This is a genomic window from Flavobacterium orientale (genome assembly GCF_014638005.1).
Classification (GTDB): Bacteria; Bacteroidota; Bacteroidia; order Flavobacteriales; family Flavobacteriaceae; genus Flavobacterium; species Flavobacterium orientale.
The window spans coordinates 138,149-150,690 of record NZ_BMFG01000006.1 but is presented as its reverse complement, the minus strand read 5'-3'; the positions used below and the strand labels follow the sequence as shown (position 1 = coordinate 150,690).

Genomic DNA, 12,542 nt, shown 5'->3' with positions numbered 1-12,542 from the left:
TCTGATTCTAATTAACAACTACTTTTTGAGAGATATAAAACTTATTATCAAAAACAAAAGTGATGATAATCAATTGATTTGAAATTTTATTTAATTCAAAATTCATCGAATTTTCGCCTTGCTTTGCATCGATTATTTCGCCTTCTGAAATAATTTTACCATCTGTTGATGTTACAAAATAGTCAACTGAAGTTTCATATGGCAATGTAAAATGAATTCTAATCTTCCCGTTTTTTGTTGGATTGGGTGAAACAACCATCGTAAAAGGGTTTTTACCATCTAAAGTGGCAACTTCCAATGTTGGATCATAAATTAATTTCACTTCATAAATGGTTGGATCTGCCGAAGTGGTTGATGTTTGATTGTTTGAAAAAGGATTAATACTTGGACTCAAAATTCCACCATACAAATGTCCAATCACAAATTCGGTAGCAGTAATATCATTTAATTTAATCACTTTATTTGAATAATGTGGTAGGTTTAAATTTGGAATAAACTCTGCTCCTGCTCCTTTAAAATTAGGCATCTCCAAAGGAAATTTATGTTCAGACAAAGTGCCGTCTGCTAATCGGGTTACTCTACTAATCGTTTTTACAAATGGTACATTGTCATCTTGAATTAAAGTTGTTCCATTATAATAATACTGACTCATTCCTCCAAAAAAGAGGCTGTGCATTTTATTGGCATCTTCATCATACAAGCCTACTTTTCCATTATGATAGTTACTCAAATATTGGTTGAATTGTGTTTGAGGGAAATACCCACTACTTTTAACATCAATCGGATATAGATAAGGTAAATCAGCATTGATTTGAAATACTCCTGATGAAATGGTATAACCTTCTTCTCCATTTGGAAAAACCTGAGGCACCAAATTATAATCGCGTCGGTGCAAATGCACTGCATCAGTAACCGCAGAATAATTCGCATAACTCAATTGTGTCCCAGAATTATCAATAGTGAATTTTTGAATTTTATTCAAATACGATTGCGTAAAAGTGGGATTATTCATAGGATTGTATCTTCCCATAAAAACATGTCCACCAATTAAATAAAATTCACTTCCTATTTTTCCTAATTGTCCACCCGTATTTTGAAAAATAGGATTAGAAATTTGTTTAAAATAAGAAGTTATCGGATTGCCGTTGATAATTGCATCCATTAAATTTGGCACATCTACCGATGTTAAATTATCAAAAGTAATGTGGTCATTTGCAGTCACTGAGAATGCATATCCGCCGATAATGTAAAGTGAATTATCCACTTGATAAAAATTCATATTTGTCGCTTGTAATTGTTCTCTTAAACCAACCGGCAATGTATTTACGGAAGCTGACCAAAATTGTTCAGTAGCCACATCCACAACATAAATATTAGTATTATTTAATGAGCCGGGAAAAGCATTGAAAGGTTGACGTGCATGAATTCCATCTAATCGTCCTCCGATAATTAACCATTTACCATTGTGTTGACCATAAACATATGAATGCAAACCGGGTAAATTTGAAATTGTAACGGGTGTCAGTTGAATATCAAATTGAAATGTATTTTGAGCTATTGAGAAATTTGATAAAACCGATAATAGAAATAAATAAATAGTTTTTTTCATTTTTAAATAATGTTTTATATGTGAAAATTTAAATGAAATTCAAAATTTAAATTTTGTATACAAACATATAGAATCATAAATAGATAAGCTGTAACATTTGTTACGTAACACTATACAAATCTTAAATTAGAAAACTTATAAATTAGATTTCTAATTGTCAAATCAAAGAAGTTTTACTTTTTTACATAGTATTAATTTATAAACAATTCTAAAAAACCTCAATCACAAATCGCAAATAATCGTTACTTTTGCCTTCCGTAAAAATGCAACGACAATGATTTACAAATTACGAGTAATACTCGACAACGAAGATGATGTTTTTAGAGATTTAGCCATTGAAAACACTGATACTTTAGAAGATTTACACAATGCCATTGTGAATGCTTTTGGCTTTGACGGAAGTGAGATGGCTTCGTTTTACACCTGTGATGACAACTGGAATCAAGAAGATGAAATTCCGCTTTTTGATACCGGCGATGTTCCGGGTGAAATACGAATCATGAGCGATTTAGCGTTGGAAGATATGCTTTATGAAAAGCAAACCAAAATTATTTATGTGTATGATTTTCTGAACATGTGGACGTTTCTGGTTGAATTAGCCGCCATCGAAGAAAAACAAATTGGTGCTACTTATCCTGAACTACTATATTCCCATGGATTTATGCCGCTTGGAGCCAACGACCCAACTTTTGAAGCTGATGACGATTCTTTGTTTTCCGAATTTGAAGACGATTTAGACGAAGACGATTTGGATATGTTTGAAGGCGGAGATGACTCTTTTGAAGATTTTGGGTTTGAGGAAAACTGGAATTAAATATCTGAAATCAAAAAAAATTAAACGAAAATCAATTTAACAAATTATACGAGTTCAGTAGAGAACTAGAAGCTATGCTTGTTTCATTCATCAAAAAAGTTGACGAATCAAAGTAAAACTTAGCAACTCAGTATCTCAGCAACTCAGCAACTAAAAAATATGATCAACCTTTTCAACGCCCACATCGAATCCCTATCCATCCACCGAGTTGGAAACAAAAGTCGTAACGAAGCTATTTTTTTATCGGAACAACCATATCAAACCAATGATGAAATTACGCCGTTATTGAAAGAGTTTTTCCTGAAATCATTTCGTGAGAAAGAAGAAAACTATTATCAATTTGCTCATGAAGTAGATTTAGAATACAACGATATGTTTAAATTGGCTTCGGAAGTTTTTGAAAATCCATCAACGATTCATGATGTTTCAAAAAAAATTACGAAACATTTGTTTGAACAATCCAATCATCCGCACATTAAAAATGGTGAAGTTTATGTCGTTCATTTTACACATTTAACGATTGATAACAATCAAGTGGATGCGATTGGCGTATTCAAAAGTGAGTTGCAATCTGACTTTTTACAATTTGAAGAAAAAGGGACAAATTTAGAAATGTTGCTTCAACACGGCATCAATTTGAATAAATTGGATAAAGGTTGTTTGATTTTTAATTACAAAAAAGACGAAGGTTATAAAATTCTAACGGTTGACAGCAATCGATACGATGCTCGTTATTGGTTGGAACATTTTTTAAGCGTAGATGCTTTTCAAGATGAAAATTTTATCACTAAAAAGTATTTGAAATTCTGTCAGGATTTTGCCAAAGATGTAGTATTTCCTGCCGAAGATAAAAAACAAGAAGTGATGTTCATGAATCGTTCCGTGAATTATTTTGCCAAGAACGATGAATTTGAAGAAACCAATTTCTTGAATGAAGTTATGGATAATCCTGACTTGATTCCTGAATTCAAAAGTTACAAAGTGGATAAAGGCGAAAAATACAGCATTGAAGATGTAACCAATTTCCCGATTGCCAATGCTGCAGTTTCTGATGCAAGAAAGAAAATTAAAAACGTAATTAATTTGGACACCAACATTCAAATTAAACTTGATTTCATCAACCCTGAAAGTGCTGAAAAATTTGTTGAAAAAGGCTGGGATGAGGAAAAGCAAATGTATTACTACTTGGTTTATTTTAATAAAGAACAAAAATCATAATCAAAAAAAATGCACTCCAACGAGTGCATTTTTCATTTTAAAAAAACGGTTAACCAATTTCAATCATTCTTTTGGGTTTTGGCAATGCTTCTTCACGTTTTGGTAAAGTGATGTGCAAAACGCCGTTTTCATAAGTTGCGTTTATGTCAAATTCATTTACAATATCCGGTAAAGTAAACGCACGTTTGAAAGAAGAATAGCTAAACTCTTTACGAGTGTATTTTCCATCTTTGTCTTTTTCTTCGTTTTCAACACTTGCTTCAGAAGAAATAGTCAACACATTGTCATCTAATTCAATGTTGAAATCTTCTTTTTTCTTTCCGGGAGCGGCCAATTCTACAACAAAATTGGTTTCGGTTTCTTTGATGTTCACAGCAGGAACATTTACGTTAAAGCGTTCCATTCCACCCATCCAGTCGGGTTTCAAAAATTCATCAATTAATGATGGAAACGCAAATCGGTTGTTTGTTTTAACTAGTGTCATGGTTTAAAATATTTAAATTAAACATTGTTTTCACTTACTAAAATGACAAAAAACAGACCAAATCATTTTTTCGGTCAAGATGGCATTTTAACCACCTAAATCAAGTCATTTTTTCAGTTAAACCAACTGATTACAAGATAAATAGCTGACATTTTTTCATTAATCAAAAAACTAGCTTGGTATTCCTTTTTAATAAGTCTATTTTTGCACTCTTTAAATTTTTTAAAATGAAACAACTATTCAACCTATTCGATTTACGTCAAAAAGTTGATTACAAAATAGAAGTTCTTTCCGGTACAACCGTAGCATTAGCATTAGTTCCCGAAGCAATTGCCTTTGCCATGATTGCGGGATTTTCACCACTTACAGGTTTATATGCTGCTTTTGTAATGGGATTAGTTACCGCAGTTTTTGGTGGACGTCCCGGAATGATTTCAGGTGCCACGGGTGCAATTGCTGTAATTTTTGTAGGCTTAATTCTTGAACTTAAAAATACGTTTCCGGATATTACACAGGAAACTATCTTACAATATGTCTTTGCCACGGTAATTTTAGGAGGTATTTTTCAAATCTTATTTGGTTTATTCCGTCTGGGGAAATTCATCCGATTGGTACCACATCCTGTTATGTTTGGTTTTGTAAATGGTCTGGCTATCATTATTTTTATGGCTCAATTTCCAAACTTCTACCAAAAAGGAACAAATAATTTATTGGAAGGAAGTGCTTTTTTATTGATGCTAGGACTGGTTTTAGTAACCATGTTTATAATTTGGGGCTTACCTAAATTGACCAAAGTAGTTCCGTCTTCTTTAGTTGCAATACTTGTAGTTTCAGCCATCGTTATCGGATTTGGAATTGACACAATGACCGTTGCAGATACTTTGAACGAAGGTGAAACCATTAAAGGTGGATTTCCTCCTCTTTCCAATTTTACTATTCCATTTACAACAGAAACATTTTTATTGATTCTTCCTTATGCTGCTATTGTTGCGGGAGTTGGTTTAATTGAAAGTTTGTTGACGTTAAACTTAATTGACGAAATTACAGAAACTCGCGGACGAAGTAATCGCGAATGTGTGGCACAAGGTACTGCTAATATTTTCTCCGGATTACTTTCAGGAATGGGAGGATGTGCGATGATTGGACAAAGTTTAATTAATACATCTGCCGGTGCCAGAGCTCGACTTTCAGGAATTGTAGCCGCAATAATGCTTTTGGTTTTTATCATGTTTGGTTCTAGTCTCATTGAAAAATTACCAATGGCTGCTTTAGTCGGATTGATGTTTATGGTTGCCATCGGTACCTTTGAATGGGCGAGTTTAAAAACCTTCAAAAAAATGCCAACATCTGATGTGGTGGTGATGGTTTTGGTAACATTAATCACTGCTATTACCCATAACCTAGCTATTGCAGTAGTAGTTGGTGTTATTTTAGCCGCTTTAGCTTATGCTTGGGAAAATGCAAAACGAATCCGTGCCAGAAAATATGTGGATGAAAATGGGGTAAAACATTATGAAATTTTCGGTCCGTTATTCTTTGGTTCAACTAAAGCTTTTTCTGAAAAATTTGATATTTTAGAAGATCCAAAAGTGGTTATTATTGATTTTAAAGAAAGTAGAATTGCCGATATGTCTGCTATCGAAGCGGTTAACGTTATTACGCATCGCTATGCCAAACAAGGGAAAGAAGTGCATTTAAGGCATTTAAGTAAAGATTGTATCAATCTCTTAAAAAATGCAGAAGCAATTATTGATGTCAACATCATGGAAGATCCAACTTATAAAGTGGTCATTGACAATTCGCCGTTATAAAAAGTAAAAAGCCTCGAAAATTTAATCGAGGCTTTTTTATTTAGGTCATTTTCATCAACTCTTTTTGAAAACGTTCAAAGTTTTCTTTGTTTTTTCCCCAGTCATAAATTTGATAAGGATAACCACATATTGAACTAAAATGTAATTGAAGTTTATTATCCAAAGTAATCATCTTAACTTCGATATGTTCAAACCAAGAACTCATTGAAAAAGAGGTAGAAGCATAAAACTTTTGGTCTTCAGAATTGAAATTAACATCTTTAAAACCAGCTCTTTTCATTGCTTCTTGTAATAAACTAACACTCTTTTCGGTGGATGAAATTTCTACTGTTTGTTCATACATCGAACGCATCAAGTTTGGCTTTCGAGTTAGTATTCTAATTAAAAATAGAACAAGAATACTTCCAAAGAAGATAATCCAAAAAAAGTAATCTTTGATGATTTCCATAATTGCTATTGACTTTTGAAGTTACTATTGACTTTTGATATCTAATTATGTTGCTCCTTAAAAATACCAAACAATAAATCAGCTTCCACCATTCGCGTAGGTGATTTTTCCATTTCGTGTAAAACGCGTTTGATTGAGAATGGATTTAAACCCAATTTCAAGCCCAATTGATACAGAAATTCATGTTCTCTATCGTGGTGATGATTGTCACAATGAGAAAGTAAAGCCAAACGATAAAAATGTTCAATGCGTTTAAATTCTGATTTAAATACCAAAAGTTCATTCGGAATTTTAAACAATTCATCAAAATCTGCATCTCTAACTTTCAAATCATCGGCTACCATTTTGATAAATTCGTATTCTCTTTCGTGTAATTTACCATCAACTTTTGACAGTTCAATCATATCGCCAATTAAACTTAATTTTTCTTTATAGGTAATCATAAAACCTTATTTTTGGCTAATTTAGTTTTTTCAAATAATTTTTCAAACAATGAAAGTAATTTTCTCCCTAATTATCGTTTTTGTACTACTCTTTCTATTCAGTCAAAAGGTGTTTGGACAAAAACGCTATACTACTTTTGATATTGAAGCTCCACAACTAAACGTAACTAAAAAAATATGGGTATATCTTCCGTTGGGTTATGAAAAATCAAGTGAAAGTTATCCGGTAATTTACATGCATGATGCCCAGAATTTATTTGATGCCAAAACTTCCTATGCAGGAGAATGGAAAGTTGATGAAACTTTAGATAGTTTAAAATTAAAGGTTATTGTGATTGGTATCGAACATGGAAATGACAAACGACTAGAAGAACTAACGCCTTTCAAACATGAGGAATACGGCGGTGGAAATTCTGATGCTTATTTAGATTTTATTGTTTCAACCTTAAAACCACAAGTAGATTTAAAATATAGAACCAAAACGAAAGCCAAACACACCACCATTTTTGGTAGTTCTTTGGGTGGTTTGGTTTCGTTTTATGCCGTTTTAAAATATCCGAAAGTATTTGGCAATGCAGGTGTCTTTTCCCCTTCTTTTTGGTTTACAAAAGATATTTTTGACTACGCAAAGAAGGCTAAAAAATCGAAGGCCAAACTTTATTTTCTATGTGGTGATAGTGAAAGCGAAGACATGGTTTCTGACATGGAACAAATGACAAAAATAATATATGAAAACCGTTCAGATTGCAACCATTTGACAAAGGAAGTAATTATTAAAGAAGGACGACATAACGAAAAAATGTGGAGCGAACAATTTGGTGAAGCAGTTATGTGGCTATTAAAATAGTTAGAAAGTTGCGGGTTGCAGATTTCGAGTTGCGGGTACTTGATGCGGGTTTTCTGTGAATAAATCTTCGAAATACTTTTTACTTCGTACATTTACAAAAAATTTAAAAAACTCAGAACCTTAGTTCCTAAGCAACTCAAAAAGAAAAAATGAACAACAACGATATTTTCAAAAAACTACGTGTCGCTTTACAATTGCGTGACGACCAAATCGTAGAAATCATGCAATTGGTAGATTTCCGAATTTCTAAAGCAGAATTAGGAGCTTTTTTCCGCAATGAAGACCATCCGAATTTTATGGAATGTGGCGATCAGGTTTTGCGTAATTTTTTAAATGGATTAGTCATTCACTTGCGTGGCACAAAAGAAAATCCTAAAAACCCAATAGATGTGATTAAAAGTCATAAAGCTACTGGTGGTGAGAAAATAGAAAATAGAGAAACGAAGCAAGAAGATAGAAAACCGTTTGTTAAATCAAATACTACTCCAAAAGCTCCATTTAAGAAAAAACCGGCTTCCAATCCGAAATCTCGTGAGAAAAAACCGGAGAAGAAAATTGAAATCGTTGAAAAAGTAAAATTCAACAACGGTAAACCAAAAAAGAAATAAATATCCTTAATAAAAAAATCCTGAGCATTCACTCAGGATTTTTTATATCATCTATTGATTCTGTTAATTTATTTAGATAAAGCTGCTTTCACTTGGTCTGCTGCTTCTTGAAACTGAACTGCTGATAAAATTGGCATTCCCGAATTGTCAATCAATTCTTTTGCAATTTCAGCATTGGTTCCTTGTAAACGTACGATAATTGGCACTTTAATAGCATCGCCCATGTTTTTATAAGCATCAACGACACCTTGAGCCACACGGTCACAACGAACAATTCCACCAAAAATATTGATTAAAATTGCCTCAACGTTTGGATCTTTCAAGATAATTCTAAAAGCAGTTTCCACACGTTTTGCATCAGCTGTTCCTCCTACATCAAGGAAGTTTGCCGGCTCATAACCTGCATATTTAATTAAGTCCATTGTAGCCATTGCTAATCCGGCACCATTAACCATACAACCTACAGTTCCGTCAAGGTCAACATAATTTAAACCTACTTCTTTTGCTTCTACTTCAATTGGATTTTCTTCACGAACATCACGCATATCAGCAATTTTAGCTTGTCTGTAAAGTGCATTGTCATCAATGTTTACTTTAGCATCAACAGCCATGATTTTATTATCTGAAGTTTTCAAAACCGGATTGATTTCAAACATCGAAGCGTCTGAACCAATGTAAGCGTTGTATAAACTATCAACAAACTTCACCATTTCTTTAAAAGCAGTTCCCGAAAGACCTAAATTAAAAGCAATTCTTCTTGCTTGAAATCCTTGTAAACCAACAGTTGGATCAATTTCTTCAGTAAAAATTAAATGTGGTGTGTGTTCTGCAACTTCCTCAATATCCATTCCACCTTCTGTAGAATACATAATCATATTTCTACCTGTTGCACGATTTAATAAAACGGACATATAAAATTCTGAAGTTTCACTTTCTCCTGGATAATATACATCTTCAGCAACTAAAACTTTGTGAACTTTTTTCCCTTCAGCAGAAGTTTGTGGCGTAATCAATTGCATCCCAATAATTTGTTCAGCAATTTCTTCCACTTGCTGCAAGTTTTTAGCCAATTTCACTCCACCACCTTTTCCACGTCCACCAGCGTGAACTTGAGCTTTAATTACGTGCCATCCTGTTCCGGTTTCTGCTGTTAATTGTTTTGCTGCAGCTACTGCTTCAACTGGACTGTTTGCAACAATTCCTCTTTGAATTCGTACGCCATAACTGGCCAAAATTTCTTTTCCTTGGTATTCGTGTATGTTCATATTGAAATGAGTTTGTCTGTTTAAAAAGTGCCACAAAAATAGCAAACTAATTTATAATTGACTAACCTTTTTTTATTAATTGTTGCAAATAGTAAGATGAAAAGGAATACTATTCTATTTAACGAACTTAATAAATATAACAGTTAAATCTTAAAAAGTTACATTAATAACATTTTGTTATTATTTGTTATTTATCACGTAATGATTTTGTAAACTCTTGCAGTCAGACTACATTTGCAAAAAAGAAAAAGTATGAATGCAAAAGATTTGCTCAATTTAACAGAAGAATTTGGAAGTGCATTGTATGTTTATGACGCAGAAAAGATTCAATCACAATACAACCGATTAACCAGTTCGTTTTCGAAAGTTAATCGACTACGAATAAATTATGCTGTAAAAGCATTATCAAACATTTCTATTTTGAAATTGTTCCATTCAATGGGTTCGGGATTAGATACGGTTTCCTATCAAGAAGTGCAATTGGGATTGGCTGCCGGTTTTGAACCATCTCGTATCATTTTTACGCCTAATGGTGTATCATTGGAAGAAATAGAAATGGTGGCGGAATTAGGAGTTCAAATCAATATTGATAATTTATCGATTTTAGAGCAATTTGGAACCAAACATCCTCACATTCCGGTTTGTATTCGAATCAACCCTCATGTTATGGCTGGTGGTAATACTAATATTTCTGTAGGACACATTGATAGCAAATTTGGTATTTCGATTCATCAACTACCACATTTGCTTCGAATTGTTGAAAACACTAACATGCATATCAACGGAATTCACATGCATACTGGTTCAGATATTTTAGATATTGAAGTATTTTTATATGCTGCTGAAATTTTGTTTGAAACGGCAAAACATTTCAAAACATTAGACTTTATTGATTTTGGAAGCGGTTTCAAAGTGCCTTATAAAAAAGATGACATTGAAACGAATGTGGAGGAATTAGGTAAAAAATTATCAAAACGCTTCAATAAATTCGAAGAAGAATATGGTCGTCCTTTAACACTTGCTTTTGAACCGGGTAAATTTTTAGTGAGTGAAGCCGGATACTTTTTAGCCAAAGTAAATGTGGTTAAACAAACTACTTCAACAGTTTTTGCTGGAATTGACAGTGGTTTCAATCATTTAATCCGACCGATGTTGTATGGTTCTTATCATCAAATTGAAAACATCTCAAATCTAAAAGGTAAAGAACGTTTTTATTCTGTGGTTGGTTATATTTGTGAAACAGACACCTTTGCTAATAACCGAAGAATCAACGAAATTACTGAAGGAGATATTTTATGTTTTAGAAATGCAGGAGCCTATTGTTTTTCGATGGCATCCAATTATAACTCAAGGTTCAAGCCAGCTGAGGTATTATGGTTTGAAGGCAAAGGACATTTAATTCGTGAAAGAGAAACTATGGAAGACATTTTACGTGGACAAGTAGTTTTTGAATTTGAAAAGAGTTTAGTACTATAAATTGATTGATAAATAATTAGATTAAGTCGGATTTATTCCGACTTTTTTTTGCCTTATCCACAATAAATCAATTGATTATTAAAAAAAATAATTAAATTAGTACCTTATAATCTAAAACTATAACTATGAAAAAAAATTACTTTTCTTTTTTATTGGTTCTTAATTTGGGTTTACTTATTCCTTCTAGTTTAATTGGGCAAAATTGTACAATTCCGGTTATTAGCGACACATCTGCTCCTTCACTAATATGTAGTGGTACGTCTGCAACAGTTACTGCTTCTACTGACGGAACAGCAATATCTTGGTATAATGCAGCCACTAATGGAACACTTTTGGGTACAGGAAGTTCTTTTAATACAGGTATATTAAATCAATCCGGATCTATTTGGGCAGAAGCTCAATCACAAGGAATTGGCACACCTGTTTCGGGAGGTGCAAAATTAAATCCAACCAGTACAAGTGGCTCCATAGTTTCAGCAGGAACAAGTCCATGGGGTTTACAATTCAACGTTACACAAAGTTTTGTGTTAAATTCTGTGGATGTTTTTTTATCTTCAACTTCACCAGGTACCTTGGTAATTCAATTAAAAGACAGCAACTTGAATATTTTGGAAAACATAAGTGTAGCAACCCCTCCGGGTGGAAGTGGAAGTAATCCGGTTCAATATACTGTTCCTCTTAATTTTACAATTCCGGTAGGTAATGGTTATAGACTTCTGGCTGTAAGTAATCCATCAATGATTCGTGATTTAAGTGCTAATTCATTTCCCTACCCGATAGGCTCCGTTGGAGCTGTAACTCAAGGAACAATAAACAATGCAAATACTAACCCGGGTGTATATTACTTTTTTTACAATTGGAATTATTCTCCAATAACAACTTGTACTTCACAAAGAACAGAAGTTCAATTAGTAGTCACTCCTTCTCCGGATTTACCTGTTGGTGAAAACACACAAGTATTTACAAATGGTCAAACTATTGCTGATTTAAGTATAACGGGAACAAATTTAACTTGGTATAGCGATGCAAATGGTACTATTACAATACCTACTTCAACGGTTTTAGTTGAAGGAACAACGTATTACGTTAGTCAATCTATTGATGGATGTTCAAGCGAATTAAAAGCTGTATTTGTGACGACGGATTTAAATGTTGGAGAAAGTATCTTTAAAAATATAATTTTTTATCCCAATCCAACTGAAGATACTGTTTACTTTTCAAATACCTCCACAATCAACTCATATAAAATATATACTTTAACAGGTCAGTTACTTCATAATTCTTCGGTGAAATCAGATAATTTCTCTGTGGATATGAATAATTTTTCCAGTGGTCTTTATTTAATTGAACTTCAAAGTGAAACCGAAAGCAAACTAGTTAAAATTCATAAAAAATAAACTTCCAAGACTAATAAATCGCTCCTTTTTAAGGAGCTTTTTTTATTCTTAAATTTAAGTTAGTATAACAAAATGATAACCATTTCTTCGATTGCTTTATTTATATTTGAAAAAAATAATCG

Annotated in this window: 12 protein-coding genes; 7 read left to right on the top strand and 5 right to left on the bottom strand. The window is 33.0% G+C overall.

All coding sequences use genetic code 11. The annotated features are described in order from the left end of the window. Positions 1-7 precede the first annotated feature (7 nt). Complete coding sequence (locus IEV15_RS09275) at positions 8-1,609, bottom strand: hypothetical protein (protein WP_188362245.1); 1,602 nt, start codon at positions 1,607-1,609, stop codon at positions 8-10. 274 nt (positions 1,610-1,883) lie between these two features. On the opposite strand from IEV15_RS09275, the gene IEV15_RS09270 reads away from it, so the two are divergent. Beyond that, positions 1,884-2,423, top strand: coding sequence for an IS1096 element passenger TnpR family protein (locus tag IEV15_RS09270; RefSeq protein ID WP_188362244.1), 540 nt, complete (start codon positions 1,884-1,886; stop codon positions 2,421-2,423). Between the two features lie 159 nt (positions 2,424-2,582). Continuing rightward, a complete protein-coding gene (locus IEV15_RS09265; RefSeq protein WP_188362243.1) occupies positions 2,583-3,641 on the top strand; it encodes a nucleoid-associated protein in 1,059 nt (352 codons plus the stop codon). 49 nt (positions 3,642-3,690) lie between these two features. Here IEV15_RS09265 and IEV15_RS09260 read toward each other — a convergent pair whose 3' ends face one another. Further along, the gene (locus IEV15_RS09260; RefSeq protein WP_188362242.1) at positions 3,691-4,125 is read right to left on the bottom strand and encodes an Hsp20/alpha crystallin family protein; all 435 of its coding nucleotides are present in this window, start codon (positions 4,123-4,125) and stop codon (positions 3,691-3,693) included. 227 nt (positions 4,126-4,352) lie between these two features. On the opposite strand from IEV15_RS09260, the gene IEV15_RS09255 reads away from it, so the two are divergent. Then, the gene (locus IEV15_RS09255; RefSeq protein WP_188362241.1) at positions 4,353-5,936 is read left to right on the top strand and encodes a SulP family inorganic anion transporter; all 1,584 of its coding nucleotides are present in this window, start codon (positions 4,353-4,355) and stop codon (positions 5,934-5,936) included. Positions 5,937-5,976: 40 nt separating this feature from the next. Here IEV15_RS09255 and IEV15_RS09250 read toward each other — a convergent pair whose 3' ends face one another. Continuing rightward, positions 5,977-6,384, bottom strand: a complete 408-nt coding sequence (locus tag IEV15_RS09250; protein ID WP_188362240.1) for a hypothetical protein — start codon at positions 6,382-6,384, stop codon at positions 5,977-5,979. 41 nt (positions 6,385-6,425) lie between these two features. Beyond that, on the bottom strand, positions 6,426-6,827 hold the full coding sequence (locus IEV15_RS09245) for a TerB family tellurite resistance protein (protein ID WP_188362239.1): 402 nt from the start codon (positions 6,825-6,827) through the stop codon (positions 6,426-6,428). Positions 6,828-6,876: 49 nt separating this feature from the next. Between IEV15_RS09245 and IEV15_RS09240 the strand changes: the two genes are divergently transcribed. Next, complete coding sequence (locus IEV15_RS09240; RefSeq protein WP_188362238.1) at positions 6,877-7,674, top strand: alpha/beta hydrolase; 798 nt, start codon at positions 6,877-6,879, stop codon at positions 7,672-7,674. A 149-nt stretch (positions 7,675-7,823) separates the two neighbouring features. After that, the gene (locus tag IEV15_RS09235; RefSeq protein ID WP_188362237.1) at positions 7,824-8,282 is read left to right on the top strand and encodes a DUF1456 family protein; all 459 of its coding nucleotides are present in this window, start codon (positions 7,824-7,826) and stop codon (positions 8,280-8,282) included. Positions 8,283-8,350: 68 nt separating this feature from the next. Here IEV15_RS09235 and sucC read toward each other — a convergent pair whose 3' ends face one another. Then, the gene (gene sucC, locus IEV15_RS09230) at positions 8,351-9,547 is read right to left on the bottom strand and encodes an ADP-forming succinate--CoA ligase subunit beta (RefSeq protein WP_188362236.1); all 1,197 of its coding nucleotides are present in this window, start codon (positions 9,545-9,547) and stop codon (positions 8,351-8,353) included. A gap of 252 nt (positions 9,548-9,799) precedes the next feature. Between sucC and lysA the strand changes: the two genes are divergently transcribed. Then, entirely contained in the window at positions 9,800-11,023 is a 1,224-nt protein-coding gene (gene lysA, locus IEV15_RS09225; RefSeq protein WP_188362235.1) for a diaminopimelate decarboxylase, read from the top strand. A gap of 125 nt (positions 11,024-11,148) precedes the next feature. Then, positions 11,149-12,420, top strand: coding sequence for an Ig-like domain-containing protein (locus tag IEV15_RS09220; protein ID WP_188362234.1), 1,272 nt, complete (start codon positions 11,149-11,151; stop codon positions 12,418-12,420). Positions 12,421-12,542: the final 122 nt, after the last annotated feature.

Coding starts and splice junctions, on each gene's coding strand:
- IEV15_RS09275 (WP_188362245.1), bottom strand. CDS start 1,609: ATGAAAAAAACTATTTATTTATTTCTATTATCGGTTTTATCAAATTTC.
- IEV15_RS09270 (WP_188362244.1), top strand. CDS start 1,884: ATGATTTACAAATTACGAGTAATACTCGACAACGAAGATGATGTTTTT.
- IEV15_RS09265 (WP_188362243.1), top strand. CDS start 2,583: ATGATCAACCTTTTCAACGCCCACATCGAATCCCTATCCATCCACCGA.
- IEV15_RS09260 (WP_188362242.1), bottom strand. CDS start 4,125: ATGACACTAGTTAAAACAAACAACCGATTTGCGTTTCCATCATTAATT.
- IEV15_RS09255 (WP_188362241.1), top strand. CDS start 4,353: ATGAAACAACTATTCAACCTATTCGATTTACGTCAAAAAGTTGATTAC.
- IEV15_RS09250 (WP_188362240.1), bottom strand. CDS start 6,384: ATGGAAATCATCAAAGATTACTTTTTTTGGATTATCTTCTTTGGAAGT.
- IEV15_RS09245 (WP_188362239.1), bottom strand. CDS start 6,827: ATGATTACCTATAAAGAAAAATTAAGTTTAATTGGCGATATGATTGAA.
- IEV15_RS09240 (WP_188362238.1), top strand. CDS start 6,877: ATGAAAGTAATTTTCTCCCTAATTATCGTTTTTGTACTACTCTTTCTA.
- IEV15_RS09235 (WP_188362237.1), top strand. CDS start 7,824: ATGAACAACAACGATATTTTCAAAAAACTACGTGTCGCTTTACAATTG.
- sucC (WP_188362236.1), bottom strand. CDS start 9,547: ATGAACATACACGAATACCAAGGAAAAGAAATTTTGGCCAGTTATGGC.
- lysA (WP_188362235.1), top strand. CDS start 9,800: ATGAATGCAAAAGATTTGCTCAATTTAACAGAAGAATTTGGAAGTGCA.
- IEV15_RS09220 (WP_188362234.1), top strand. CDS start 11,149: ATGAAAAAAAATTACTTTTCTTTTTTATTGGTTCTTAATTTGGGTTTA.